At 71.3% G+C, this 24051-nt stretch carries 26 protein-coding genes and 2 tRNA genes; 20 read left to right on the top strand and 8 right to left on the bottom strand.

Going from position 1 to position 24051, the window contains the following annotated elements; genetic code table 11:
- Positions 1 to 4 precede the first annotated feature (4 nt).
- The gene (locus C9992_RS06585) at positions 5 to 1003 is read left to right on the top strand and encodes a hypothetical protein (RefSeq protein WP_106814805.1); all 999 of its coding nucleotides are present in this window, start codon (positions 5 to 7) and stop codon (positions 1001 to 1003) included.
- 102 nt (positions 1004 to 1105) lie between these two features.
- Here the strand turns inward: C9992_RS06585 and C9992_RS06580 are convergent, their stop codons facing one another.
- The gene (locus tag C9992_RS06580; protein ID WP_106814804.1) at positions 1106 to 2695 is read right to left on the bottom strand and encodes a phytoene desaturase family protein; all 1590 of its coding nucleotides are present in this window, start codon (positions 2693 to 2695) and stop codon (positions 1106 to 1108) included.
- A 201-nt stretch (positions 2696 to 2896) separates the two neighbouring features.
- Between C9992_RS06580 and C9992_RS06575 the strand changes: the two genes are divergently transcribed.
- The 4 genes from C9992_RS06575 (at position 2897) to C9992_RS06560 (ending at position 5994) form a co-directional block, all read left to right on the top strand.
- Positions 2897 to 3697, top strand: a complete 801-nt coding sequence (locus C9992_RS06575; RefSeq protein WP_106814803.1) for an inositol monophosphatase family protein — start codon at positions 2897 to 2899, stop codon at positions 3695 to 3697.
- Between the two features lie 695 nt (positions 3698 to 4392).
- On the top strand, positions 4393 to 5751 hold the full coding sequence (locus C9992_RS06570) for a M23 family metallopeptidase (protein ID WP_235008070.1): 1359 nt from the start codon (positions 4393 to 4395) through the stop codon (positions 5749 to 5751).
- 62 nt (positions 5752 to 5813) lie between these two features.
- Positions 5814 to 5885: transfer RNA gene (locus C9992_RS06565), tRNA-Thr, on the top strand.
- A 35-nt stretch (positions 5886 to 5920) separates the two neighbouring features.
- Positions 5921 to 5994 (top strand) — tRNA-Met (locus tag C9992_RS06560).
- A 129-nt stretch (positions 5995 to 6123) separates the two neighbouring features.
- Here the strand turns inward: C9992_RS06560 and C9992_RS06555 are convergent.
- Positions 6124 to 6540: a nuclear transport factor 2 family protein gene (locus C9992_RS06555; RefSeq protein ID WP_106814802.1), complete on the bottom strand. Its 417-nt coding sequence runs from the start codon at positions 6538 to 6540 to the stop codon at positions 6124 to 6126.
- Between the two features lie 37 nt (positions 6541 to 6577).
- A complete protein-coding gene (locus C9992_RS06550) occupies positions 6578 to 7120 on the bottom strand; it encodes a TetR/AcrR family transcriptional regulator (RefSeq protein WP_106814801.1) in 543 nt (180 codons plus the stop codon).
- An 89-nt stretch (positions 7121 to 7209) separates the two neighbouring features.
- On the opposite strand from C9992_RS06550, the gene C9992_RS06545 reads away from it, so the two are divergent.
- The 4 genes from C9992_RS06545 (at position 7210) to C9992_RS06530 (ending at position 10890) form a co-directional block, all read left to right on the top strand.
- Positions 7210 to 8124 carry an LLM class flavin-dependent oxidoreductase gene (locus tag C9992_RS06545; RefSeq protein ID WP_106814800.1) on the top strand — a complete coding sequence of 305 codons (915 nt, stop codon included), beginning with the start codon at positions 7210 to 7212 and terminating at the stop codon, positions 8122 to 8124.
- Positions 8121 to 9419 carry an FAD-binding oxidoreductase gene (locus C9992_RS06540; RefSeq protein WP_106814799.1) on the top strand — a complete coding sequence of 433 codons (1299 nt, stop codon included), beginning with the start codon at positions 8121 to 8123 and terminating at the stop codon, positions 9417 to 9419. Before C9992_RS06545 ends, C9992_RS06540 begins: the two co-directional genes overlap by 4 nt.
- 26 nt (positions 9420 to 9445) lie before the next feature.
- On the top strand, positions 9446 to 10258 hold the full coding sequence (locus C9992_RS06535; RefSeq protein WP_106814798.1) for an SDR family NAD(P)-dependent oxidoreductase: 813 nt from the start codon (positions 9446 to 9448) through the stop codon (positions 10256 to 10258).
- 146 nt (positions 10259 to 10404) lie between these two features.
- On the top strand, positions 10405 to 10890 hold the full coding sequence (locus tag C9992_RS06530) for a VOC family protein (protein WP_106814797.1): 486 nt from the start codon (positions 10405 to 10407) through the stop codon (positions 10888 to 10890).
- 65 nt (positions 10891 to 10955) lie between these two features.
- Here C9992_RS06530 and C9992_RS06525 read toward each other — a convergent pair whose 3' ends face one another.
- Positions 10956 to 11282 (bottom strand): nuclear transport factor 2 family protein, encoded by a 327-nt coding sequence (locus C9992_RS06525; protein WP_106814796.1) that lies wholly within the window; start codon positions 11280 to 11282, stop codon positions 10956 to 10958.
- A 103-nt stretch (positions 11283 to 11385) separates the two neighbouring features.
- Complete coding sequence (locus C9992_RS06520; protein WP_106814795.1) at positions 11386 to 12132, bottom strand: SDR family oxidoreductase; 747 nt, start codon at positions 12130 to 12132, stop codon at positions 11386 to 11388.
- Between the two features lie 129 nt (positions 12133 to 12261).
- Between C9992_RS06520 and C9992_RS06515 the strand changes: the two genes are divergently transcribed.
- From C9992_RS06515 to C9992_RS06500, 4 genes are all read left to right on the top strand, one after another.
- The gene (locus C9992_RS06515) at positions 12262 to 13101 is read left to right on the top strand and encodes a helix-turn-helix transcriptional regulator (RefSeq protein ID WP_106814794.1); all 840 of its coding nucleotides are present in this window, start codon (positions 12262 to 12264) and stop codon (positions 13099 to 13101) included.
- 405 nt (positions 13102 to 13506) lie between these two features.
- Entirely contained in the window at positions 13507 to 14145 is a 639-nt protein-coding gene (locus tag C9992_RS06510; RefSeq protein ID WP_106814793.1) for an HD domain-containing protein, read from the top strand.
- 116 nt (positions 14146 to 14261) lie between these two features.
- The gene (locus C9992_RS06505; protein ID WP_106814792.1) at positions 14262 to 14471 is read left to right on the top strand and encodes a hypothetical protein; all 210 of its coding nucleotides are present in this window, start codon (positions 14262 to 14264) and stop codon (positions 14469 to 14471) included.
- Positions 14472 to 14544: 73 nt separating this feature from the next.
- Positions 14545 to 14778, top strand: coding sequence for a hypothetical protein (locus C9992_RS06500; RefSeq protein WP_106814791.1), 234 nt, complete (start codon positions 14545 to 14547; stop codon positions 14776 to 14778).
- 7 nt (positions 14779 to 14785) lie between these two features.
- Here C9992_RS06500 and C9992_RS06495 read toward each other — a convergent pair whose 3' ends face one another.
- Positions 14786 to 15214 (bottom strand): hypothetical protein, encoded by a 429-nt coding sequence (locus C9992_RS06495; RefSeq protein ID WP_106814790.1) that lies wholly within the window; start codon positions 15212 to 15214, stop codon positions 14786 to 14788.
- A 4-nt stretch (positions 15215 to 15218) separates the two neighbouring features.
- Positions 15219 to 15968, bottom strand: a complete 750-nt coding sequence (locus C9992_RS06490) for a CDP-alcohol phosphatidyltransferase family protein (protein ID WP_106814789.1) — start codon at positions 15966 to 15968, stop codon at positions 15219 to 15221.
- Between the two features lie 20 nt (positions 15969 to 15988).
- Between C9992_RS06490 and C9992_RS06485 the strand changes: the two genes are divergently transcribed.
- From C9992_RS06485 to C9992_RS06460, 7 genes are read left to right on the top strand one after another with little or no spacing between them, the layout of a single operon-like run.
- Positions 15989 to 17050 carry a zinc-dependent alcohol dehydrogenase gene (locus tag C9992_RS06485; protein WP_106814788.1) on the top strand — a complete coding sequence of 354 codons (1062 nt, stop codon included), beginning with the start codon at positions 15989 to 15991 and terminating at the stop codon, positions 17048 to 17050.
- Positions 17047 to 17442 carry a 6-pyruvoyl trahydropterin synthase family protein gene (locus tag C9992_RS06480; RefSeq protein ID WP_106814787.1) on the top strand — a complete coding sequence of 132 codons (396 nt, stop codon included), beginning with the start codon at positions 17047 to 17049 and terminating at the stop codon, positions 17440 to 17442. Before C9992_RS06485 ends, C9992_RS06480 begins: the two co-directional genes overlap by 4 nt.
- A complete protein-coding gene (locus C9992_RS06475) occupies positions 17439 to 18455 on the top strand; it encodes a glycosyltransferase family 4 protein (RefSeq protein WP_106814786.1) in 1017 nt (338 codons plus the stop codon). Before C9992_RS06480 ends, C9992_RS06475 begins: the two co-directional genes overlap by 4 nt.
- Positions 18452 to 19279, top strand: coding sequence for an SAM-dependent methyltransferase (locus C9992_RS17940; RefSeq protein WP_146145303.1), 828 nt, complete (start codon positions 18452 to 18454; stop codon positions 19277 to 19279). The genes C9992_RS06475 and C9992_RS17940 overlap by 4 nt, the downstream gene beginning before the upstream one ends.
- A complete protein-coding gene (locus tag C9992_RS06470) occupies positions 19267 to 20220 on the top strand; it encodes a lysylphosphatidylglycerol synthase transmembrane domain-containing protein (RefSeq protein ID WP_146145302.1) in 954 nt (317 codons plus the stop codon). Before C9992_RS17940 ends, C9992_RS06470 begins: the two co-directional genes overlap by 13 nt.
- The gene (locus C9992_RS06465) at positions 20217 to 20972 is read left to right on the top strand and encodes a RibD family protein (RefSeq protein WP_106814784.1); all 756 of its coding nucleotides are present in this window, start codon (positions 20217 to 20219) and stop codon (positions 20970 to 20972) included. The genes C9992_RS06470 and C9992_RS06465 overlap by 4 nt, the downstream gene beginning before the upstream one ends.
- Positions 20969 to 22609, top strand: coding sequence for an alkaline phosphatase family protein (locus C9992_RS06460; RefSeq protein ID WP_106814783.1), 1641 nt, complete (start codon positions 20969 to 20971; stop codon positions 22607 to 22609). The genes C9992_RS06465 and C9992_RS06460 overlap by 4 nt, the downstream gene beginning before the upstream one ends.
- 42 nt (positions 22610 to 22651) lie before the next feature.
- Here the strand turns inward: C9992_RS06460 and C9992_RS18335 are convergent, their stop codons facing one another.
- A complete protein-coding gene (locus C9992_RS18335) occupies positions 22652 to 24034 on the bottom strand; it encodes an alpha/beta fold hydrolase (protein WP_235008068.1) in 1383 nt (460 codons plus the stop codon).
- Positions 24035 to 24051: the final 17 nt, after the last annotated feature.

The following is a 24051-nucleotide window of genomic DNA, read 5'->3' as shown; positions in this document are numbered from 1 at the left end:
CGCCATGACCGCGCCCGACCCGTATGCGACGCCCGCTCCGCCGACGGAACAGCCACGGACGGATGCCTCCACCTCGCCGCTGCTGCGCGCCGCGATCTGGGTGGCGATCGGCGCGCTCATCGCCGCCGCCATCGTCTGCGTGGTGTGGGTGCTCATCGGCGACCAGAACGACATCGTCGGCCGTGCGTTCCTGACGATCCTCCTGCTCGTGGGATTCGCCGGGGTCGCGATCCTCGATGCGCACCTGGCGCCGGGACGCCCGGCATGGTTCGCGCTGGCCAGCATGGGCAGCTGGATCATCGCGCTGCTGATCGGCGCGGTCCTCATCTGGATGCCCGAGCGCTACCCCTGGCTCGGCTTCTCGCGGTTCATCCAGTTCCTGCTGATCGTCCTCATCCTGCAGCTCGTGCTGCTGCACGTGCGCCTCTACATGAAGGCACTGCACCGGTACGACACCCCGTTCACCCGCGCCGTCGCGATCGTCACGATCGTGCTGGTGGTCGGGCTCGCCGCGCTCCTCATCGTTCCGCTGACGTTCGGGGAGTGGCTCTCGCTGGATTCGCTCTACTGGCGGATCGTGGTGGCCGTCGCCATCCTCGCGGCCGTCGGCACGGCGATCGTCCCGCTAGTGAACGTGCTGTTCGCACCGAAGCGGCCGCGCACGCACGCGTCGCACCCGGGCGTGCCGGCGCCGTACCCCGCCCTGGCCGCGCCTTCCGCCCCCGCTGCGCCGGTGACCCAGGAGCTTCTGCCGTGGCCGTCATATGTGGACGGCGTCACCCCGCTGCCCATGCTGCCCGACGGGTCGCCGGACTGGAACGCGTACTACACCGGCTACCCGTCGCCGGGTGCCCACGTGTTCACCCCCGTCCCGCACGGCGCACCGCAGCCGCACGAGCAGGCTGCCGCCACGCACCCGGGGCCGGCCGCTCCACCCCAGCCCCCGACGGCACCGGGATACGAGGGCTACCCGCCCCCGCCGCCGCTGCCTCCGCGCTCCTGATACGCCGCATCCCGCCCCTCGCATCGGGCGGGATGCGTCGTTTCGGGCGCGCACTCGAGCCGGCAGCGCGCGGCTCGACCGCGTCCGAACAGCGGCCCCGGGTCAGCGGGTGAGCAGCTCGAGGGCCGCCATCGCCGCATTGTGCCTGCCCAGCCCACTCACCGCGCCGCCGCGCCGAGCACCAGAGCCGCACAGCAGCACCCGGGGGTGGTCGGTCGCCACACCCCACCGCTGCGCCGGCGTGTCCAGCGGCTCCCCGTCATCGGCCCACGGCCACGAGAGCGGGCCGTGGAAGATGTCGCCGCCCACCATGACCAGCGAGCGCTCGAGGTCGTCCGTCGTGCGCGCCTCGATGCACAGACCGCCGTCGGGCGCCTCGAAGAGGCAGTCGGCGAGCGGCTCGGCCAGCACCGCATCGAGCGAGCGCTCGGCCGCTGCAAGGAGCTCCGCGCGAGCCACGTCCGGGTCCCGCTCTGCCAGCAGCCGGTGAGGGACCTGGAGGCCGAAGAAGGTCAGCGTCTGCGCCCCGGAGGCTCGCAGCTCGGCGCCGAGGATCGAGGGATCCGTCAGCGAGTGGCAGTAGATCTCGGCGGGGAGCGGGTCGGGGATGCCGCCCGCCGACGCCGTCGCGAAAGCCCGGTCGAGCTGCGACATCGACTCGTTGACGTGGAACGTGCCGGCGAAGGCCGCTTCGGGAGCGACCTCGGGGTCGCGCAGGCGGGGCAGCCGGCGCAGCAGCATGTTGATCTTCACCTGAGCACCTTCGGGCCGAGGCGCCGTCGAAGGGGCGCCCGCGCCGCCCGCGGAGAGCAGGTCGGCGAGCAGCGACGGACCCACACCGCTCAGCACGAGCCGGGCCGGCACGACGGAGCCGTCGGCCAGGGTCACCGCGCCGTCGGGCGACACAGCGGCCACTTCGGCGTGGGTGCGCAGTTCCGCCCCGGCGGCCAGGGCCGCGCGCGTGAGTGCGGCGGTCACCTGCCCCATGCCGCCCACCGGGACGTCCCAGTCGCCGGTGCCGCCGCCGATCACGTGGTAGAGAAAGCAACGGTTCTGACGCAGTGAGGGGTCGTCCGACGAGGCGAACGTTCCGATGAGCCCGTCGGTGAGCGCGATGCCCCGGGCGATGTCGGTGTGCAGCGAGGACCGCAGCAGCTCACCGAGGGGGCGCTCGAACAGGTCGGTCCACAGCCGGTCGTCGCGCAGCTCGCGGCGCACCTCGGCTCGGCGCCGCAGCGGCGCCGTCATCGACGGGAACAGCAGGCGGGCGACAGGTCGAAGGCGGTCCGAGAACGCCGCGAAGCGGGCGGCTTCCGTCCGACCACCGGTGACCCGCGCGAACGAGGCCGCCGTGGCCGCGGCATCCCGCGTGTCGACCAGGATGCCGCGCGACGGGCGTTCGGGATCCGGCGTGTACGACGAGTACCGACGGCGAAGGAGCTGGATGTCCAGCCCCAGCTCCTTCACGACGCTGCGAGGGAGGAGGCTCACCAGGTAGGAGTACCGCGAGAGGCGGGCATCCACTTCTGGCCATGGCTTCTCCGACACCGCCGCGCCGCCGACGTGGGGAAGACGCTCGAGGACGACCACCGACCGTCCCGCGCGGCCGAGGTACGCCGCGGCCACCAGTGCGTTGTGGCCGCCGCCGACGATCGCGACGTCGTAGGTCGCCGTAGCGGCTGCCCTCACCATGTCGCCCAGTATCGACCACACCCGCCGCAAGTGCGCCGACGTGCGCGCCCACGCCGCCCCCTCCCTCCCCGGTGACTTGGCCTATATGTACAGGGGCCACGGCGTGTCGCGTACATATAGGCCAAGTCAACATGGCTGGGGGAGGTGACCCGCGGGAGGACGGGCAGGGGTGAGGGGAGCGCGGGTGGGTAGCGTGGAGGCATGAGCCTGGCGCACGACCTCGAGTCCCTCGCGATCGACATCGCCCGTGAGGCCGGTGAACTCGCGAGGAACCGCCGCGAGGCGGGTGTGGCCATCGCTGCCACCAAGTCCGCGATCGCCGACATCGTGACCGAGGCCGACCGCGAGGTCGAGGCCACCATCCGCGCACGCCTCGCCGCCGCACGGCCGGACGACGGGTTCCTCGGCGAGGAGACCGGCGCCGAGCGCGGCACGAGCGGCATCACCTGGGTGGTCGACCCGATCGACGGCACCGTGAACTATGCGTACGGCATCCCCACCTACTCGGTGAGCATCGCCGCAGTGCGTGGCGAGCCCACGCCTGGGGAGTGGGAAGCGCTCGCCGCGGCCGTCTTCCACCCGGCCGTCGACGAGATGTTCCACGCCGCAGCCGGAGAGGGAGCGTGGCTGGGCGGCCAGCGCCTGGCCGTGAGCGCCGAGATCGGGCCCGCCGGAGCGCTGCTGGCGACCGGCTTCGGCTACGACCCCGAAACGCACGCCGGTGACCTCGAGCGCGTCGGGCGCGTCATGCCGCTCGCGCGCGATCTGCGCCGGGGCGGCTCGGCGGCCCTGGACCTGTCGTACGTCGCCGCGGGTCGGCTGGACGGGTACTTCGAGCGCGGCCTGCAGCCCTGGGATCTCGCCGCCGGTTCGCTGCTGGTCAGCGAGGCGGGCGGCCGGTTCGCCCGCGGCGCGGATGACGGATCCCGCCGTTCGCCACTCGTGGTGGCGGCCGCGCCAGGCCTCTTCGACGAGCTCGCCGCCGCGGCCGGGCTGGGCTGAGGGCTCACCTCATCGGCGCGTCACGAATCGCCGCAGACCGAATTCCGAGCCGTACATGGCATTCCCAGGGCGAGCGGGGTAGTGTTTACCCGATCGTTACTTTCGCCGCCCCCGAACGGCGGGAGTGGTCATAGCCCGTAGCCCGCTCGCCGCGTCCCCAGCGCGGCACGACCCGAGAGCCCTCCGCCGCTTTGCCTTTCGACGCCCCCATGGCTGAGCCAGCGCCCACGCGCCGATCCAGCCGTACCTCCGCCGCGCCCGCTCAGGCCACGCCGGAGGTCGCGAGCACAGCGATGACGGGAGGCGGCGTCACGGCCACGGGCCGGGCGACAGCCCGGCGTCAGGCAGCAAGCACCGCTCCGGAGCGCCCCGCGGTGGTCTGGGGTCGCCCTGCGCAGCCCAAGCGTCCAGTCGAGAGTGGATCGACCGCCTCCTCCGACGCATCGACCGCGACAGCGGTTCCCGAGGTCGCGGCCCCGTCGTCGACCGCCGATACCGGGATGCCTGCGGCGCCTGCCGCCGCAGAGCCTCCCGTCGTCGCGCCCGCGGCCGCCGAGCCGTCGTCCCTGCCTGTGGAGCCGCCGTCGCTCCCCGTCGTCGAGCCCGCCGCACCGCGGCTACGCGCTCGCTCGGCAGCGTCCCTGTCGGCACCCGCCTCATCCGAGGCGCCGGTCAGCCGTCGTGCGCGCCGCGCCATGAGCTCCGCGCAGCCGGTCGCTGCCGAACCGGCCATCGCGGCGGCGGCACCCGTCGAGCCCGAGCCCGTCCCGTCCTTGGCCGACGAGCCGGTGACGTCGACGATCGCCGAGCCTGGAGTGGCCGAGACCGCGACCGCGCGCGAGACCGCGGCCACTTGGAGCAGCGAGTCACTCGCGAAGATCCTCGCGGCGGAGGCCCTCGCCGCTGCAGCGACGACCGCACCGCTCGTGGAGACGACTCCGTCGCAGGCCACGCCGACGCGGGCACCGCACGATTCGCCCCTCGAGTCGGCGCCGGACGTCGAGGAGGAGTCCGGCTCACGCGAGATCGTCGGTGAAGACGCACGTCCCGTCGCCGCGGCGGCACCTGCCGCGCAGCCCGAGCGTCCCCGCACCGAGCGGATCGAGCCGCTGACCGGACCGATCCCCACGCCCGCGGCATCCGACGTCGACGAGTTCGAGGTGGCGTCGCGCCTGTTCTCGTTCACCGCCGAGACCCCGGTGCAGGAGGCGGCCGCAGAACCCGAGCCGGCCGTTCACGAGACCGCCGCAGAACCTTCTTCCCACGCCCGCCCGCACAAGGCCCCCCGCCGGCCCGGCGCGCGGCGCGGCGCCGCGTTCAAGCGGGTCGCCACCGCGTCGTTCTCGGTGGGTGTGTTCGGCATCGTCGGGCTGATGGCCGTCGGCATGACCACACCCGCTGAAGCCGTCGCCGCGGCTTCGGGCACGGACGCGACGCTGTCGGTCATGGCGCCCGCCGAGTCGTCGGTGCCCGTCATCGACGAGGCGGAGATCCAGGCGTACGTGGCCCCCGGTGACGTGCAGAGCGATTCACTCGACCGCACCGAGAACTACTCCACCATCACGACGGCGCAGCTGGCGTCCGAGGCGGGGATCAAGAACTTCTCGAACCTCTTCCACAACAACCCCAACTCGAACATCCAGTGGCCCTTCGCGGTCGGCGTGACGATGTCGTACGGGTTCGGAATGCGCTCGGGTCGCATGCACGAGGGCATCGACTTCACGCCCGGCGCCGGCGCTCCCGTGCAGGCGATCGCCGACGGCACGGTGCGTGTCGCGTCGGAGGCCGGCGGCGCCTACGGGGTGCATGTGATCATCGACCACATCATCGACGGTCAGCTGGTCTCGAGCCACTACGCGCACATGCAGTACGGCTCCCTGGAGGTCACTCCTGGCCAGCACGTCACCGTGGGCACCGTGATCGGCCACACCGGCAACACCGGACGCTCCTACGGCGCGCACACCCACTTCGAGATCCTCAAGAACGGGACGACCGCGATCGACCCGTGGCCGTGGCTCGAGGAGTACACCGACGGCACCCACACCGTCGGCTGACCGGTTCGGAAGGACCGCGAGGACCTGATATCCTCGTCTAGTTGCCTGCGCGCAGGCAGCACGCCCCGATAGCTCAGTGGCAGAGCACTTCCATGGTAAGGAAGGGGTCGTCAGTTCAATCCTGACTCGGGGCTCGCAGCATCCGTCTCTGTGACCGCGGATGCGACGCGGCAGGGTAGCTCAGTTGGTGAGAGCGCACGACTCATAATCGTGAGGTCGCGGGTTCGAGCCCCGCTCCTGCTACGGATGGCCCCGGAATCTCGCCGATTCTCCGGGGCTTTCTCCGTTCGCGGGTACGTCGTCCCGCACAACGGTCGCGGGCCGGATCGCGTCGAGCGTGTGGAACGGGCATCAGCGCGGCGGGTCACAGCCTTAGTCGCGTGGCGTGACGGTGTTCCAGAGCTCGTCGAAGGCGATGCTGTCGAAGAACGCGATCGCGTCGACGACGAGTCCGTCGGCGAGGCGCATCACCCACGCGTAGGTGTTCTCGTAGACCGTGCCGTCGACGGTCGTGCCACGACCCTCCCACAGCACGATGACGGTGTCGGTGTCGTCGTCGACGTACACCCCGCGAATCGCGACCGGACGGAACGGGTCGTCCGTGCCGAAGCGGCGACCGAACGGCGTGAGCACCTCGTCGACGAACTGTCGCGCGCTCGCGTAGCGGCCGGCTGCCGCCGATCGGCCGACGATCTCCCAGGTCATGTCGGGAGCGAAGATGCGGCTCACGTGTCCGCGTCCGGCTGCCCAGTCGTCGAACGCGGTCGTCACGATGTCACGGTTGCTCATGCTGTCTCCTTCTGAGCGTGGGTGATGGTGCCCGGCATCATTCTGGCCTGCGTCGCAGACCGTCGAGGAAGAACCCGAGGGCGCGCCGCCACCAGTCGCCGCCGAGGGCGACCGCCTGGGCGTTGAGCCAGATGAGTCGGTCCAGATCCCCCGCTTCGGCGTCCTCGCGGAGAGTCCCGTCGGCCTGAGCAGCCCGCATCAGCCACTCGCCGTGCGACACTGCGCGGTCGTTGACTGCCCTCAGCGCTGGGGCATTGGGGATCCGACGCGCCACCACCTCGTTGAACGTAGGGTCGGCGGCCTGCGCCTCACCCAGCGCCATCACGTAGGACGTGAACCGCTGCCAGGGCGTGTCACCAGCGATGGCGGCGATCGCGCCGTTGAGTTTCTCGGCGGCGATATCGGCCACCACGGCGTCGATGAGTCCCTCGCGGCTTCCGAACCGGTGGTAGATCGTTCCCGCGCTCACCCCGGCGCGCCGGGCGATGTCGTCGAGGGGAGCGCCCAGGCCGTGCTCAGCGAACGCGGCAGCAGCGGCAGTGCGGATGCGTTCGATGTTGCGCAGAGCGTCGGCTCGCATATTCAGTCCTCCGGGCGGAATATCTTGACGGTCCTTCAAGTTATAGGTGGTCGACAAGTTGACGCTATCTCAAAATACGGAGGAAACGCATGACCGACTACGGTCACGAACCGGTCTTCGGCGTGAGCATCGACCCGACGGTGCACGGCATCGATCAGGCCTTCGCGGTCGCCCGACGCGCCGACGACCTCGGCCTGGACCTGCTGGCCGTGCAGGACCACGCCTACCAGCCGTCTCACCTCGACACCTGGACGTTGCTCACCTATCTGTCCGCGGCGACAGGGCGGATCACGGTCATGCCCGACGTCGCCGACCTGCAGCTGCGACCGCCCGCGATGCTCGCCAAGGCGGCATCCACTCTCTCGATCATGAACGGCGGGCGCGTGCAACTAGGCGTCGGAGGGGGCCCGTTCCCAGACGCGATCGCCGGAATGGGGATGCCGCGGCGCGAACCCGCGGCGATGGTCGCGTACAGTGACGCCGCTGTGGGCATCCTGCGCGCGGCGCTGCGCGGAGGTCACATCGATGCTGGCAACGACGAGCATCGTGTCTCGTATGCCGCGGGCCCTGTCGCCGCGGACCCGCCGCAGGTATGGCTGGGCGCCCAGAAGCCGCGCATGCTGCGGCTGGTCGGACGCAAGGCAGACGGGTGGATCTCGCCGCTGAACATCTACGTGCCGCCCGCAGAGGTGCCCGAGAAGCAGCGAACCATCGACGAGGCCGCACGTTCCGCAGGGCGGGATCCGGCCGAGATCCGACGCATCTACAACGTCATCGGCACCATTACGGGTGCCGGTACGTCGACGCGCCACGATGCGCGGCAGGGTCTGGTCGGCGATGTCACAGCGTGGACCGCTTTCGTGACCGACGCGGTCGTCGCCCTCGGCTTCGACACGTTCGTGTTCTGGCCGACGGGCGATGCCCAGCAACAGACCGAGGTCTTCGCGACCCAAGTGGTGCCCGCGGTACGAGCGAGCGTCACTCGGGCGAGGAGCACGCGATGAAGACGCTGCCCGACTCGCTCAAGACAGTCACCCCGGCCGACGACGGTTACCGGCTCCTGCGGTCCACCTACACGACACATCATTCCCCCGCGCAGATCCTGTTGCCGGGCTCCCCGACCGAGGTGCAGCACGCGATGGCGTACGCGGCCGGCACAGAGCTTCCGGTCTCCATCCGCAGCGGTGGGCACGGACTGGCGGGCACATCGTCGAACGACGGCGGCATCGTCGTCGACCTCAGTCGAATGGACACCGTCACCGTCCTCGATCGTCCGTCCGGGCTTGTCCGGGTCGATGCCGGCGCGCGCTGGGCGCAGGTGGCTTCGGCACTCGCACCTCACGGGCTTGCCGTCAGTTCCGGCGATCATGGCGGTGTCGGGGTCGGAGGACTCGCCACCGCGGGAGGCATCGGCTGGCTGGTACGACAGTACGGTCTGACGATCGACCACGTGCGCGCAGCCACCGTCGTACTGCCGTCAGGCGAGCTGGTCCGCGCCGACGAGGCGAACCCCGACCTGCTGTGGGCGGTCCGGGGCGCCGGCTCCTACGTCGGAGTGGTCACCGACCTCGACATCGAAGCGATGGAGCTCCCGGGCATCCAGGTCGGCCAGGTCGTGATCGAGGTCGACCGCGAAGGCCGCGCGCTCGTGGAGTGGTCACGGTTCCTGCAGGCTGCGCCGCGCGAACTCACCATGAGCGGCGTGCTGGCGACATCCGGCGGCGGGCTGGTGCTCGTCCTGACTGCCGTCTTCGCCGGCACCGATGCACGTCGTGCCCAGGCTGCGCTGGTCCCGCTCCTCGCCCGGCCCAGGGTGCACGCCGGAGGCATGCAGGCCGCTCGGTACACGGATCTCGTACCGGCTGGGCACCTGCACGCCAACCTCGGGCAGCAGCCGTCCGCCACCACGAACGCCCTGCTGGCAGCGTTCACCGCTGACTCTGCGCAAGCACTCATCGAGCTCGTGCGTCACCCGTCGGGCCCGTTCGTGCAGGTCCGGGGCATCGGCGGCGCCGCCGCCGACATCGCGCCGGACGCCACGGCCTTCCCGCACCGCGACGCGGAGGTGCTCGTGACGGCGACCCTCTTCCCGCCCCGCGGCGCCCGCGAACTCGCGGCGGTCACACGGCCGCTGTGGCCCCACGCGGTCGGCGCGTACCGCAACTTCGAGAGTCACCCGTCCGAGGCGACCTTCGCCCGCGCATTCCCTGGCGCGACCGGCGAACGCGTCCACGAGTTGGCACACCGCTACGATCCCGGCGGAGTGCTGCAACGCGTCGCCCTCCGAGGAGCGCGCTAGCATGCGGGACAAGAGGGGGTTGGATCATGGTCGACGCGCAGACCCGGCGCTGGGGCACGGTCGTTCTGACGGGAGCAACCAGCGGCATCGGCCTCGCGACCGCCCGCCACCTGGCCGACACCGCTGAGCACCTCATCCTGCAGGGTCCGGAACCCCGATCAAGAGTGGATGCCGCGCTGGGCGCCATCCGGGACTCGGGGGATGCTGAAGTCACGTATGTCGAGTGCGACTTCACGAGCCTGTCCGCCGTCGCTCGCGCGGCCGATGCGATCATGCAGCTGCGCCTGGTGGACGACCTCGTGAACAACGCCGGCGTACCGGGTGCACCGTCACGACGAACCACGCCGGACGGCCACGAGCGGACGCTGCAGGTGAACTACCTCGCGATGGTGTTGCTGACCGAACGTCTGCGCTCCGGGCTCCGTCGTGGAGCACGGGTCGTCAATGTCGCATCTGCGACCCACGCGATGGCACGGCTGGACCTCGCCGACATCGAGCTGGTCGACGGGTACTCGGCTGTCCGGGCCTACGCCCGCTCGAAACTCGCGATCGTGATGTACACGCGTTGGATGGCTCGTCGAGACGGTTCAGGAGCTACAGCGGTGAGCATTCAGCCCGGTGTGATCGACACCGAGCTGCTCGGCGCGATGTTCGGCTCCATCGGTGGCTCCGTGGAGATCGGCGCCCGGAGCGTCCTGACAGCGCTCAGCGCACCGGCAAGGGGCGGGGAGTACTTCGACGAAGGGCGGTTGATGGCGCCCTCAGCGGAAGCGCGCGACGACGGCCTGGGAGACGAGCTGATGCAGTGGACGTTCTCCGCGCTGCAAGACTTCATCTGACACGTGCCTCATTCAGCGGCATCGTCGTGGCGATAGAGATCCACGCTCACGAACGCCGCGCACGTCTGGAGCCGCCTGGGCGCCGCGGCCAGTGAGAACCGCGCGATCTTGACCTTCACGCAGCGTCAACGCCCACGCTGGGGTGCATGACCGATTCAGCTGAACTGCAGACGGGGATCACCCGCGACATCTACGGCATGCCGGCCTTCGTCTCGCTCGAAGTCGCCGATGTGCGCGCCGCCGCGGCGTGGTTCACGGGGGCGCTGGACTTCATCGAGCTGTTCGCCATGCCGCCGGGCGACGACCCGGTGCTCATCCACCTGCGACGGTGGCGGTACCAGGACATCCTGCTGCGACGCGGCGATGCGACCGCCGAGGTCGGGCGCGGCATCCAGCTCTCGCTGGCAGCGGCCTTCGAAGAGCTCGACGGCCTCGCTGAGCGCGCCCGTGCGTTCGACGGTGCGGTTCAAGGGCCCTTAGACACCCCCTGGAACACTCGCGACCTCGCGCTCACGAGCCCCCAGGGCCTGAGCATCGTGCTGACGGCGCGGCGACCGCAGCCGCTTCGCGACGCGGCGTTCACGGCGGATATGAACCGGTGGTCGCGCGAGCAGTCCGGCCAGGGCGGCTAGAACAGATGCAGAGGATGCCACGACGCGCGGTCGCGGCATCCTCTCTGCGTCAGCGATCGTCGACGTCAGGTGATCCGCAACGAGGCGATGCGATCGCCTGTGACGGTGAACGTCATGGTGCCGGTGCCGTTGAACCGGCCGCTGGACACCGACACCCTCGCCTCGTAGACGCCTGCGGGCTCGAGGGCCCGGCACGAGACGAGATCGATGTGCGCCTGCACCCCGATGTTGTCGGTGCGGTTCCAATCGCGGATGCCGTCCCGCCCGTGGAACGTCCGTCCCCAGTCGTCGAGCACGGCGTCGTTGGTGAAGACGGCGAGGAACGCATCGGTGTCGGCTCGATTCGTCGAGTCGAGGAAATCGCGGATGGCCGCGGGCACGTCGTCTGACATCGAAGTCCTCCTGTTCGTGGACACACTCTCACGGCGGCGCGACGCCGCCAAGAAGCTCACCGGGCTCGTGGCACCGACATCCGATTCTCGCCGGACAAGCGCGTCAGTGATGGGAGTTCACCATCGCGATCGTCTGGTCGTACGCGCCGTTGACCTCGGAGAACCGCAGCGGCTTGACCCGCTCCACGAGGATCTCGGTCGCGTCCGGGTTGGCGGCGAGCAGGTTCATGGCCTCGTCGATGTACTCGTCCAGCGGCAGGAACGCCTCGACCTGCGACTGTCCGGGCATGAGTTCCGTGCGCAGCCCCGGCGGAACGAGCTCGATGATCTGCACCGACGTGCCGGCGAACTGGAGGCGGATGCTTTCGCTGAACATGTGCATGAACGACTTGGATGCGTTGTAAGTGGGTGTGATGCGCAGCGGGGTGTGCGCGAGGCCCGACGTCACCGTCATGATGGTCGCTGCCGGCTGGGCCTGCAGGTGCTCGGTGAACGCCGCGATGAGGCGGAGCGGACCGAGGATGTTCGTCTCGACGGTGCGCCGCGCGGTGTCGAAGAACTCCGGCGTGCGGACGTCTTCTGCGACCATGATCCCCGCCATCGCGATGAGGACGTTGAGATCGGGGTGCGCCGCCAGAACGGCGTCACGGGCCCCCCGTACCGACTCGTCGTCGGTGATGTCGACGGTGACGGTGTCGAAGCCGTGCTCGGCGGCCAACTGCGCCAGGACCTCGGGGCGACGGCCGCCGATCACCACGGTGTTGCCGGCCTCCTGGAAGCGCAGGGCCATCGCCAAGCCGATCCCGGACGTACCGCCCGGGAGGAAGATCGTGTTCCCGGTCATCTTCATGCGGGACTCCTTTCGTGTCGAAGTGTGGAACCACGATGCGGCGGATTTCGTCCCGCGCACGAGAGGACCCGTTGTCGTAGGACCGGCGATCCCTCCCTCCGAGCACTCCCGCCATCGCATGATGGTGGGGTGGACCGTCATCAGCTCTCCGACTTCCTGCGCCAGCGCCGGGAAGCGCTGCGTCCCGAGGACGTCGGCCTCGCGCCGGGGCCGCGACGTCGGGTCGCGGGGCTCCGCCGGGAAGAGGTCGCCGACCTCACCGGCATGTCAGCCGACTACTACACGCGCCTGGAACAGGGGCGCGGTCCCCAGCCGTCCGAGCAGATGCTGGCGGCGATCGCCCGTGCACTCCGGCTGACCGCCGACGAACGCGACCATCTCTACCGCCTCGCCGGGCACAACGCCCCCCGTCGCGCCACCGTGGACGGCTACGTGCCTCCTGCCCTGCAGCGGGTCTTCGACCGGCTGGACGACACCCCGGCCATGGTGATCTCGAGCCTGGACGAGGCGCTGCTGCAGAACCGGCTCGCCGCGGCGCTGCTCGGCGATCGATCGCGTTTCACGGGGCTCGCACGTTCGGCGATCTACCGCTGGTTCACCGACCCGGACGAGCGCCGCATCTATCCCGAGGCCGATCAGCCACGGCAGGGGAGGGCCCACGTGGCGAGCCTGCGACTGGCCTACGGCATCGACGGGCCGACCTCACGCGCGGGCCAGCTCGTCCGGGCACTGCTGAAGGAGAGCCCGGAGTTCGCCGAGCTGTGGGCGCATCACGAGGTGGCCGCGCGGTTCGAAGACCACAAGGTCCTCCTGCATCCGCAGGTCGGTCCCATCGAATTGGATTGCCAGGTGCTCCTGACCGAGGACCAGTCGCAGGCGCTCCTCGTGCTCACGGCCGCACCGCGCTCCGAATCCGCCGAGAAGCTCGCCCTGCTGAACGTCCTCGGGCACGAGCAGTTCGCCGGCTGACCCCGGCGGTTGCGCCGGAGGTGGCTGCCTCCCGCCCGAGCCCGGCCCGGCATCCGTCCGTCGCGCCGCTGTGCCGCGCGGGTCCCGGCATCCGTCGTCCGTCGCGCTGCTGTGCCGCGCGGGTCCCGGCATCCGTCGTCCGTCACGTGGTTGTGCCGCGAGACTTCAGTGGGGCGCCGAGACTTCGGTTCTGGCGTGCAGTCTGGGCGCTCCGTTGAAGTCTCGCGGTCAAGGGCGTGGCGGTGGGGTCGGGGGTCACGGGAGCGGGCGCGGCGCGCCAGGGAGCTGTCCGGATTCGAGGCATTCCTGTCCGGGTCCGAGGGGCGGTGACCCTTGGACGGGGCGGATCGTGGAATGTGCCGGGTCGTCCCGGCCCCACGCCCGACCCGCCACGGAGGAGACGCCATGAGTGAGACGATCGCAGGGATCGCCATCCCCGACACCCGACTGGTCCGCGAGGCGACGGAGCTCGTCCGCCGTTCCGCCGACGACACGCTGTTCCACCATTCCCGCAGGGTGTTCCTGTGGGGGATGCTGAAGTCCGCCGCACGCGGTCTTCAGGTCGACCCCGAGCTCGCCTACGTCGGCGGCATGTTCCACGACCTCGGACTCACGCAGGGCTACCGGGGGTCCGAGCAGCGCTTCGAGATCGACGGCGCCGACGCGGCCTACGGGTTCCTGCGCGATCACGGTCGCAGCGACGAAGAGGCGCGGAACGTCTGGCTCGCCATCGCGCTGCACACCACGCCGGAGGTGCCGCTGCACCTGGCGCCCGAGGTGGCGGTGGTCACGCTCGGCGTCGAGACAGACGTCCTCGGCTTCGAACTCGAGCAGATCACGCCTCAGCAGCGGGCCGACGTGGTCGCCGCGCATCCTCGGCCGGACTTCAAGAACCGCATCCTGCGCGCCTTCAACGACGGCATGGCACATCGACCGCAGACGACCTTCGGCACCATGAACGACGACGTCCTCGCTCACTTCGACCCGACCTTCCAGCGGCAGGACTTCGTGACGATCATCCGCGAGAACGCCTGGCCGGAATAGACAGCGGATGCGGCATCCCGAGGGCGGCGCCGGATGCCGCTGCCGGATGCGGCTGTCCGCGTGCCGCTTCGCCGCGATGTCGGCGCTGCTCGCTACGGTGGGGGACCGGAGGGTGCATGAAGACCAAGCGTTTCGCGCGAACCTCGTCACGGCTGCCGCGACGAGGCAATGTGCTGGTGACCATCACGGTGGTCGACGAGAACGGGTTCACGTCACAGTACGAGACGGTCGAGACCCCCGTGGGCGCGCTCCGCGATGGCGTGGCGGCCATCCACCTCGCTGCCGTCCCGCCCGCCGCGGGCGCGCAGGCCGAGCGTTCCGCCTGATCCTCGGCAACACATTGCGCGAAGCCGCAGCGCGTTCTAGCATCGAACATAGATTCGATGAAGGCGAGGCGCTATGCGACTGTCACTCCGGCAAGATGTTCAGGTCTGGTGTGAGCACGGCCGTCCCGCTCGCCTCGTCGTCGAGGGTGAGCGCTGGCGGGTCATCGACACGCCGACCCGCTCCGACGGGGGCCGGCTCTTCCAGAGTTGGCGGTTCACCGCCCGCAGCGACGTGGATCACCGCACGCGTGTGATGGACGTCGAGGAGGTCGATGACCACTGGATGCTGGTGGCCGCCTGGGATTGAGCCGGCGTCACCGTGCGTGGCCGGCCGGCGCCCGTCGCAGCACGAGCACGGTGGTGATCGCGAGGATGACGATGCCGATGGACTCGACGATCACCGTCTCGGGCACCAGGGTGAAGTCCCACGTCTCGGTGATCCCGAAGAGGCCGACGGTCAGGGCGAGGATCAGGGCGAGCAGAGTCGCGATGAGGAACAGCAGGCTGAGCACGGTCGCCACCTGCAGAAGCCTGCCGTGCAGCACGAGCATCCCCACCGCGAGGACCAGTGCGGCGATCGCGTTGAGCACGAACAGCACGCCGAGGATGCCGCCCACCCCGTTGAACACGAGGAAGAGGTGGATGCCGCCTGCCGCCACCAGCGCCAGAGCGCTGAGGATGCGCATCACCCAGAGCGTGCGCGTGCTGGTGCCGGTGGTGGAGTCGTGCGATGTCCCGGTCATGGTGCTACCTGCTCTCTTCCTGAGGTGAGGACGACGCCTTCTTCAGGGAAACGAGCCGGGCGTCGGCGCGGTTCATCCGGGCGAGCCAGATGACGTCCCGGCCGAACGACTCGACCAGCAGGAGAAGGGCCGCCCCGGCCACGAGCAGGTCCGCCGCCGCGGGCAGCACCTCGGCGGCGACGACGGTGAGCGCGATGCCGCACGCCGCCGTCACGACCTTGCGCCAGTAGCGAGGCGGCAGCGTGCGGCGCATCCATGGCAGCACGGATCCGGCGACGACGAACGCATAGCGCATCAGCCCGATCGACAGCACCCACCAGCCGACGAAGCGCACGTCGTAGAGGCTCAGCATCAGGAGGAGGAAGGCGTCGACCTCCATGTCGAACCGCGCTCCCAGCTCGCTCTGGCTGCCGGTGCGCCGGGCGACGGAGCCGTCCACGCCGTCGAGGATGAGCGCGCATGCCGCCAGTGCGACCAGCAGCAGCGTCGGCGCAGGGGCCCACAGCGATCCCACCACGATCGCCGTCACCAGACCGACGAGCACCGATCGCGTCGCCGTGACCGCGTTCGCGGGGCCGAACCGCGACGAACGGGTCTCGCGCAGCCCGCGCGAGAGCAAACCGGCCGAGATCACCAGATAGCCGGCGCCGGCCACCCACCCCGCCGGCGCCAAGGGCCATACGACGCCCAGCGCCGCCAGCGCCGCGCCTCCCGACGCAGCCCACCACCACGGCATCCACTGAACTTTTCCCATGCGCGCTCCGTGTATTCCTCATGGCGGACACCAGGAACACGACGCAGGTACCCGCGGGGGTTCAGCATGAGGTTCCGGATGCCGCGATCGCCTGGTGGCTGACCGGCCCCGGGCAGGGGGAGTTCCGCGCAGAGCCGCTGCCGTCGCCCGCAGAGGCGGAAGCCACCGTGCGCACGCTGTGGACCGGCGTCAGCAGGGGGACGGAGACGATCGTCGCGCGCGGCGAGGTGCCCGCATCGGAGCGGGACCGCATGCGCGCACCGTTCCAGGGTGGCGACTTCCCCTTCCCCGTGAAATACGGCTATCTCAACGTCGGTGAAGTCGAGGACGGTCCAGAAGGGCTGCGGGGTCGCACGGTCTTCGGCCTGCTGCCGCACCAGTCGCGATCAGTCGTGCCGGCGGCGCTCCTGCAGCCGCTTCCCCCGGATGTGCCCGCGCGGCGCGCGGTGCTCGCCGGCGCCGTGGAGACCGCTGTCAACGTCCTGTGGGACGCGAGGCCGATGATCGGGGACCACGTCGTCGTCATGGGCGCGGGCATGATCGGCTGCGCCATCGGCCGGCTGGCGCAGGGCATGCCCGGTGTCGCGGTCACGGTCGTGGACGTGGACCCGGCGCGGGCGCAGACCGCGGCGACGCTCGGGCTGCAGTTCGCGACGCCGGACGATCCCCTCACGGCAGACGTGGTCATCGAGGCCAGCGGCACCGCTGCCGGGCTGCAGTACGCTCTGCGGTCAGCACCCGCCGACGGCGAGGTGGTGGTCGCCAGCTGGTACGGAAGCCGCGCCGTCCCGCTCGAATTGGGCGCGGATTTCCACGCGCGGCGGCTGACCATCAGGTCAAGTCAGGTCGGTGCGGTCGCCCCGGCCCGCCGAGCGGCGCGCACCACCGCCGAGCGGCTGGCACTCGCGCTGCGCCTGCTCGCGGACCCGGCGTACGACGCGCTGCTGGGTGGCACGTCGTCGTGGCGCGACCTGCCCGAGATCGCCGCGGCCCTCGCCGAGGGTACAGCCGATGTCCTGTGCCACACGATCGACTGGAGTGACGCCGACACGACGCCGCCCGAGCCGAAGGAGACCGCATGACCTTCACGCTGACCGTGCGTGACCACCTCATGATCGCCCACAGCCTGCGCGGGGCGGTGTTCGGGCCGGCACAGAACCTGCACGGCGCGACGTTCGTCGTCGACGCCACCTTCCGGGCCGCGGACCTGGATGCCGACGGTCTCGTCGTCGACATCGGCCGCGCCGGCGACGCCCTTCGCGAGATCGTCGGCGGGCTGTCGTACCGCAACCTCGACGATGAGCCGGACCTGCAGGGGGTGAACACGACCACCGAGCGGCTGTGCCAGATCATCGGCGACCGTCTGGCCGCGCGCGTGCGAGAGGGTGCGCTCGGCGATCCGTCACTCACGGGGATCACGGTGACCCTGCACGAGTCGCACGTCGCTTGGGCGTCGTACGAGGTGACGTTGTGACGAGCGGCCGGTCGGTGCGCTTCCTGCTTCCCGCGGACGTGGACGACCCGCGTCGAGTCAGCGGGGGGAACGTGTACGACCGGCACATCCGCGACGGGCTGCCGGGCCACGGCTGGGTCGTGGTCGCGGCGGGCATCGCCGACGGCGGAGAGGCGTCATCCGTCCTGGACCGACTGCCCGATGACATGCTCGTGCTCATCGACGGACTCGTCGCGGGCTGGGCGCCGGCCGCGGTCGAAGCGGCGGCGAGCCGCATGACTGTCGTGCTGCTCGCTCACATGGTCGCCGCCGCCTTCCCGGACGTGACGGATGCCGCAGCCGAGGCCGAGCGCCGCGCCGTGCGCGCGGCGCACCGCCTCATCGTGACCGGGCGGTGGACCGCCGAGGAGCTGGTCCGGCGTCGCCTGACCGACGCGGATCGCATCACCGTCGCGGCTCCGGGCGTCCACCTCCCGCCGGAACCCGCGGCACCACGGGACCCGAGTGCGCTGCTGTGCGTCGGAGTGGTCGCTCCGCACAAGGGCCAGGACACGCTGCTCGCGGCCCTGGCTGCGCTCGGGGACCAGCCGTGGACGTGCACCATCGTCGGCTCGACCCAGGCGTACCCCGAGTACGCCGCGGCCGTCAGGCACGCGGCCGCGGCGCTGGGCGACCGGGTGAGGTTCGTGGGAGCGCTCGGCGGGGAGGCGCTCGCCGACGCGTATCGGCGCAGCGCCGTGCTCGTCGCGCCGTCGCGCGTGGAGAGCGCCGGCATGGCGATCGCCGAGGCCCGGGCGCACGGGCTCCCGGTGATCGGCGCCGACGTCGGCGGCATCCCGTACGCGCTCGCCGCCGGCGGCGGACGGGTGGTGCCCGCGGGTGATGCGACGGCGCTTGCCGGGGCCCTGCGCGACTGGCTGACGGATCCGGCGCTGCGCGCCCGCCTGCGCGATGAGGCGCTGGCCGCGCGCGAGGAGCTGCCGACGTGGGCGGATGCGGTGCTTCAGGTGGCGCGGACACTGGAGGCGGCATGAGCTCGATCTCGACGGCGACCGCGGGATGGCTGGCGTTGCGGGCACCGGCTGACGATGCGGCGCGGTCGGCCGAGCTGGCGCAGCGGCTGGGGCGGATCCTCCGGCGCTCGCCCGCGCCGATCGTGATGCATGATCTCGGGGCGGGAACAGGCTCGATGACCCGGTGGCTGGCGCCGCGGCTGCCGGGACCTCAGCGTTGGGTGCTGCGCGACGGCGATGCCGGCATCCTCCAGCACGTCGACCTCGCGCCCGCCGTCGACGCGACCGGTGCGCCGATCCTCTCCGAGGTCGTCGTGGAGGACCTCGCCGAGCTGCCCGCCGACGCGTTCCACGGCGCCTCCGCGGTCACGGCATCCGCCCTCCTCGACGTCGTCACCGGCGAGGAGGCGGAGCGCATCGTGCGCGCCTGCCTCTCGGCCGGCGCGCCCGCGCTGTTCTCGCTCTCGGTGACCGGCGAGGTGCGGCTGCGGCCATCCGACGACGAGGTCGTCGAGTCGGCGATCGCCCGCGCCTTCAACGATCATCAGCGGCGCGACGCTGACGGACGACGGATGCTGGGGCCCGATGCCGTGGGCGTCGTCGCAGATCTCTTCCGCGACGCGGGCTGGAACGTCCGCACCGCGGCGACCCCCTGGCGTCTGGGCCGGCAGCACAGCGCGCTCGTCGGGGAATGGCTGGACGGCTGGGTCGACGCGGCCGTGGAGCAGCGCCCAGAGCTCGCCCCGGCAGCCGAGGATTTCCGACGTCGCGGTCGCTCGCAGCTCACCGCCGGCCGCCTCCGGGTGGACGTCGCCCACCAGGACCTGCTGACATGGCCGCGCTGAGCGCCGTGCCTGCGGGCGTGCGCTCCGGCGCACGCGTCATCGCGGCCGTCGTGGTGGTGGGGGCCACGATCGCGGTCGTGGGCGTGGGATCGTTCCTGAACGGACTCAGCGCCGTGTCGCCCGCAGCCGTCGCCGCGGCGCTCGCGCTCACCGCTGCCGCCACGGCGGCCGCCGCCTGGCGGTGGCGGGTGGTCTCGTGCGGGTTCGGGCTGCCGCTGCGGTGGCACGAGGCGTTCGGGGCGTACTACCGCTCGCAGTTCCTCAACGTCGTGCTGCCGGGCGGTGTCGTGGGGGACGTGCATCGCGCCGTCGCGCACGGACGGCGCCAGGACCGCCTCGACATGGCCGCCCGGGCCGTCGCTGCCGAACGCATCGCCGGTCAGCTGGTGCAGCTGGCGCTCACGCTCGCCGTGCTGCTGCCGCTCGGGCTCACCTCACCGCTGGCGCCGCTGGCCGCGGTCACCGCTGTCGCGACCGCGCTCACCGCCCTCGCCGTCGGCGTCGTCGCCGCGTCGCGCCGTGGGCGGGACCTGCTGCGACGGGAGTACCGGATCCTGCGACCCGTGCTCGCCTCGCCGCGGCGGATGGTGGCGATCGCCGTGGCCTCGACGGTCGTCGTGGCGGCCCACGCGGCCACGTTCGTCGTGGCCGGTGTCGCGGCGGGATTGCACACCGACCCCCGAGTCTTGGGCATCGCGGCGCTGATCGTGCTGGCCGCCTCCGCTCTTCCGCTGAACGTGGCAGGGTGGGGGCCGCGCGAGGCCGTCTCCGCATCCGCGTTCGCCCTCATGGGTCTGGGCGCGGCCGCCGGCCTGGCCGTCTCGACAGCGTTCGGAGTGCTGACGCTCGTCGCCGTCGCGCCCGGCGCACTCGTCCTGCTGCGGGAGCGCTTCCGCCGCGTGCCCCCGAGGGGCATGATCGGGAGCAGGAGATCCGGATGAGCCAGCGACCGTACGTCACCCTCAGCTGCGCGATGTCGATCGACGGCTACCTCGACAGCGCCGAGCCGCACCGGCTCGCGATGTCCAACGCGGCCGACCTGGACCGGGTCGATGCGGTCCGCGCCGATCACGACGCGATCATGGTGGGGGCCTCGACCGTGCGCCGCGACAACCCCCGTCTGCTGGTGCGCGACGCGGACCGCCGCGCCCTCCGGCGGGCAGCCGGGCGCGCCGAGTCGCCCATGAAGGTGACAGTCACGGCGAGCGGCGACCTGTCTGCGGATGCAGCGTTCTTCGTGACCGGCGACGGCGCGCGGGTGGTGTACTGCCCTCGGGAGCGTGAGGCGGCGCTTCGAGAGCGGCTGGCCGGGCGTGCCGGCGTCGTCGGACTCGGAGACGACTGCGTCACCATGAGCGCACTGCTGGACCACCTCGGTGAGAACTACGGCGTCCGCAGCCTCATGGTGGAAGGCGGCGGCACGATCCTGACGCAATTCCTGTGCGCCGATCTCGTCGACGAGATGCACCTGGTCGTCGCGCCCTTCTTCGTGGGCGAGACCCGCGCCCCGCGCGTCGTAGGGCCGGGCAACTACCCGTGGACGGCCGCCCGCCGCGCGCATCTCGCGGAGAGCCATCAGATCGGCGACGTCGTGCTGCTGCGCTACGCGCTCTCCGACCGGTTCGGCATGCTCGACACCGATGGGCGCCAGGCCTCGGCACGAGCGGAGGCCGTCACTCCCAGCGGTCGGTGAGCGGCGTGCCCGGTGACCAGCGGCGCGGCCGGTGGCGTCCGCGCGCCGCGGTGGGACTGGCCGTGGCGATCCTGCTCGTGGTGCCGTCCATCCCGGGCGCCCTCGCCTCGGGCTCCGTCGCCGAGCTAGTGCGCCTCCCGGTGGAGTCCCTTGTGATCCTGCTCCTGCTGACACTGACCCCGTGGCGGGTGCCGCGCCTCGTGCTCGCGACGCTCTTCGGCGGCTTCGTCGGCATCGCCATCCTCCTCGCGGGGATCGACCGCGGCTATCAGTCGGCGCTCGGCATCCACTTCGTGCCGCTGGACTGGCTGCAGCTGGGGGACGCCTACGGGGTCGTCGCGGCGGCGATCGGGGCGCTGCCGGCCAGCGGTCTGTTCACCGCCGCGGGCGCAGCCGTGGTCGGCGCCTCGGCGGCCGTCGCGTGGGCGGCGATGCGGGTGGACCGTCTGATCCGCAGCCGTGGGGAATCGGGTCGCCGCGCGCTCGCCGCGGTCACGGCCGCGTGGATCGTCGCGGCCGCCGTCGCGACCCCGCTCGGCGTCGCCGACCCGGTCGCGGCCGCGGCATCCACCAGCTCCGTCGGCTCCGCCGTATCGCGGACCGTGGCGGCACTGCAGACACGAGCGGCCGTCGCCCGCGAGATCGCGGCGGACCGCTTCGCCGGAGTGCCGGCCACGCAGCTGGTCTCGAGGCTGGCGGGCAAGCACATCGTGATCGTCTTCGTCGAAAGCTACGGCCGGGTCGCGCTCGATGAGTCGCGCTTCTCTGCGGGCGTCCGCGAGGTGCTCGCCCGCGGCGACGAGATGCTCGCCGCCGAGGGCTACCGCACCCGGAGCGCATGGCTGACCTCGCCGACGTTCGGCGGGGTGAGCTGGCTCGCGCACGCGACGCTGCAGAGCGGGATCTGGGTCGACTCGCAGGCGGTCTACGACCTGGTCGTCCGCAGCGACAGGCTGACCCTGGCCGCCGCGTTCGGTGAGGCCGGGTGGCGCACGGTCAGCGATGTGCCGTCGAATCGGCGGCCCTGGGACGTCGGCTCGTCGTTCTACCACTACGACACGCTGCTGGACGGCACGAACGTCGGCTACCGCGGGCCCGCGTTCAGCTATGCCCGCGTCCCCGATCAGTACACGCTGAAGCACTTCGCCGACGAGGTGCTCGTCCCATCCGCTTCGCCGGTCATGGCCGAGATCGACCTCGTCTCGTCTCACACGCCGTGGGCGCCGTTGCCGCAACTGGTCCCGTGGGACCAGGCGGGCGACGGGCGGGTGTACGACGGGCAGCCGAAGGCCGGCGAGCCGGCCGCGGAGGTGTGGAAGGACCCGCGCCAGGTTCAGCGCTCCTACGGCCGCTCGATCGAGTACTCGCTGGGCTCGCTCCTGTCCTTCCTGGAGAACGTCGACGATCCCGACCTCGTCGTGATCGCACTCGGCGACCACCAGCCGTCGGCGATCGTCAGCGGAGAAGGCGCCGGCCACGACGTGCCGGTCAGCATCATCGCGAAGGATCCGGCGGTGTTCGATGCGATCGCCGGCTGGCGGTGGCGACCCGGATTGCGCCCCGACCATGTCGCACCGATCTGGCGCATGGATGCCTTCCGCGATCGCTTCTTCGACGCGTTCGGCGCTCCTCGGTGAGGCCTGCCGAGCAAGAGGCGGGTCGCGGCGCGAGGCGAGACGTCAGCCGGCGTACTCGGAGTCGTCGGCCCACGCGGCGATGTCGACGCCGTGGTTGTCGGGTGACGTGAGGGTCCACCAGTGCGGTGCGTGGGAGTCGTCGGCGATGCGCCCGCCCGCCGCGAGTGCGGCCGCCACACGGGCGTCGACCTGGTCGCGAGGAACCGAGATGTCGATGTGGGTGCGCCCGCGGCCGGTCTTCGGCGGGTCGAGGGGGTGAAACCACACGTGCGGACTGCGCCGCAGCGGGTCCAGCGCATCCTCAGCGCCGAGCGGGTCGTAGCCGAGCGCCGCGCTCCAGAACGGGCGGACATGCGCGCCAGGCCCCTCTGCCACGGCGATGCCGACGACCGTGAGCACGGAGGGGTCGGCCTCCAGACCCAGCTCTCGGGCTGCCCGGGAGACCGCTGCCGCGAGTTCGGCGTCGGCCCGGGTGAGTGCTCCGTCGCGACGGCTGAACGTCTTGACGAAGACGCCTTCGGGACGCAGATCCACATCCGGGAAGTGCTCGAGCCCTTCTGCGATCGAGGCGATCTCCGACACGAGGCGAGCGCCCTGGCCGAAGGTCCCGGTGCGGAAGAACGCGTGCGCTCCCCAGTACAGGACGCGCCAGTCCGCCACTCCCTCGGATGCGTGGAAGTCCTTCGCGCTGATCGTCTCGAGCTCGGGCTCCATCGTGCCGTCCCCCAGGGGCGGCTGCGCGAGGATCAGGTCGACCAGCCGTCGCGGTCGCGTCAGCTGCGGCCAATGGCCCGTCGGCAGATCGATGAACGTGACGTCGCTCAGATGCGTGAATTCCTGCACCGGCGCCGCGCCCTCCTCGATCCATCCCTGCAGCTCAGCGACGGTGTACTCGGTGGCCACGGCGGTGACGGGAATGCTGCGGCGCCGCTCGTCGTGCAGACGCTGGATGCCGGTGACCACTCCCGCCGGTGACGGCACCGCGTACGTGCGGAACGCCTTCATGCCCGCTTCGCCCAGATCTCGCAGGTCGGCCTCGTCGAACTGGTCCCACTCGGGCAGCGGGACGTCGCTGCCGACCGGCTCGAAGCCGTGGAGCAGCGGGGCGCCGTCGGGGGTCGGGAACCCGCCGATGAGGATCAGTCGCGCCACCCTTTCAGGTCTCGCGTCGGCAGCGGCATACACGATGCCCGCCCCGGCCGAGTGGCCCACCAGGACGACCTGGTCGCCCGCCGCCGCGTCGATGGCGGCGATCACCGCATCGACCTGGTCGGCGAGCGAGACGGCGGATCTGTCGGCGTCGGCCGACTCCATGCCGGGAAGCGTGAGGGCGACGGGTCGATGACCGGCGCGCTCGAGCGCAGGCGCCACCTCGTACCAGGCCCAGCCGCCCATCCATAGTCCGGCGACGAGGATGATGTCCATTCCCGCTCCTTCGCGTC

The organism is Microbacterium timonense, assembly GCF_900292075.1.
GTDB lineage: Bacteria > Actinomycetota > Actinomycetes > Actinomycetales > Microbacteriaceae > Microbacterium > Microbacterium timonense.
This window is presented reverse-complemented; position numbering and strand designations above follow the sequence as displayed.

What these genes read in the sequence shown, in the direction of transcription:
- C9992_RS06585 (WP_106814805.1), top strand. Translation starts at nt 5, where the DNA reads ATGACCGCGCCCGACCCGTATGCGACGCCCGCTCCGCCGACGGAACAG.
- C9992_RS06580 (WP_106814804.1), bottom strand. Translation starts at nt 2,695, where the DNA reads ATGGTGAGGGCAGCCGCTACGGCGACCTACGACGTCGCGATCGTCGGC.
- C9992_RS06575 (WP_106814803.1), top strand. Translation starts at nt 2,897, where the DNA reads ATGAGCCTGGCGCACGACCTCGAGTCCCTCGCGATCGACATCGCCCGT.
- C9992_RS06570 (WP_235008070.1), top strand. Translation starts at nt 4,393, where the DNA reads ATGAGCTCCGCGCAGCCGGTCGCTGCCGAACCGGCCATCGCGGCGGCG.
- C9992_RS06555 (WP_106814802.1), bottom strand. Translation starts at nt 6,540, where the DNA reads ATGAGCAACCGTGACATCGTGACGACCGCGTTCGACGACTGGGCAGCC.
- C9992_RS06550 (WP_106814801.1), bottom strand. Translation starts at nt 7,120, where the DNA reads ATGCGAGCCGACGCTCTGCGCAACATCGAACGCATCCGCACTGCCGCT.
- C9992_RS06545 (WP_106814800.1), top strand. Translation starts at nt 7,210, where the DNA reads ATGACCGACTACGGTCACGAACCGGTCTTCGGCGTGAGCATCGACCCG.
- C9992_RS06540 (WP_106814799.1), top strand. Translation starts at nt 8,121, where the DNA reads ATGAAGACGCTGCCCGACTCGCTCAAGACAGTCACCCCGGCCGACGAC.
- C9992_RS06535 (WP_106814798.1), top strand. Translation starts at nt 9,446, where the DNA reads ATGGTCGACGCGCAGACCCGGCGCTGGGGCACGGTCGTTCTGACGGGA.
- C9992_RS06530 (WP_106814797.1), top strand. Translation starts at nt 10,405, where the DNA reads ATGACCGATTCAGCTGAACTGCAGACGGGGATCACCCGCGACATCTAC.
- C9992_RS06525 (WP_106814796.1), bottom strand. Translation starts at nt 11,282, where the DNA reads ATGTCAGACGACGTGCCCGCGGCCATCCGCGATTTCCTCGACTCGACG.
- C9992_RS06520 (WP_106814795.1), bottom strand. Translation starts at nt 12,132, where the DNA reads ATGAAGATGACCGGGAACACGATCTTCCTCCCGGGCGGTACGTCCGGG.
- C9992_RS06510 (WP_106814793.1), top strand. Translation starts at nt 13,507, where the DNA reads ATGAGTGAGACGATCGCAGGGATCGCCATCCCCGACACCCGACTGGTC.
- C9992_RS06505 (WP_106814792.1), top strand. Translation starts at nt 14,262, where the DNA reads ATGAAGACCAAGCGTTTCGCGCGAACCTCGTCACGGCTGCCGCGACGA.
- C9992_RS06500 (WP_106814791.1), top strand. Translation starts at nt 14,545, where the DNA reads ATGCGACTGTCACTCCGGCAAGATGTTCAGGTCTGGTGTGAGCACGGC.
- C9992_RS06495 (WP_106814790.1), bottom strand. Translation starts at nt 15,214, where the DNA reads ATGACCGGGACATCGCACGACTCCACCACCGGCACCAGCACGCGCACG.
- C9992_RS06490 (WP_106814789.1), bottom strand. Translation starts at nt 15,968, where the DNA reads ATGGGAAAAGTTCAGTGGATGCCGTGGTGGTGGGCTGCGTCGGGAGGC.
- C9992_RS06485 (WP_106814788.1), top strand. Translation starts at nt 15,989, where the DNA reads ATGGCGGACACCAGGAACACGACGCAGGTACCCGCGGGGGTTCAGCAT.
- C9992_RS06480 (WP_106814787.1), top strand. Translation starts at nt 17,047, where the DNA reads ATGACCTTCACGCTGACCGTGCGTGACCACCTCATGATCGCCCACAGC.
- C9992_RS17940 (WP_146145303.1), top strand. Translation starts at nt 18,452, where the DNA reads ATGAGCTCGATCTCGACGGCGACCGCGGGATGGCTGGCGTTGCGGGCA.
- C9992_RS06470 (WP_146145302.1), top strand. Translation starts at nt 19,267, where the DNA reads ATGGCCGCGCTGAGCGCCGTGCCTGCGGGCGTGCGCTCCGGCGCACGC.
- C9992_RS06465 (WP_106814784.1), top strand. Translation starts at nt 20,217, where the DNA reads ATGAGCCAGCGACCGTACGTCACCCTCAGCTGCGCGATGTCGATCGAC.
- C9992_RS18335 (WP_235008068.1), bottom strand. Translation starts at nt 24,034, where the DNA reads ATGGACATCATCCTCGTCGCCGGACTATGGATGGGCGGCTGGGCCTGG.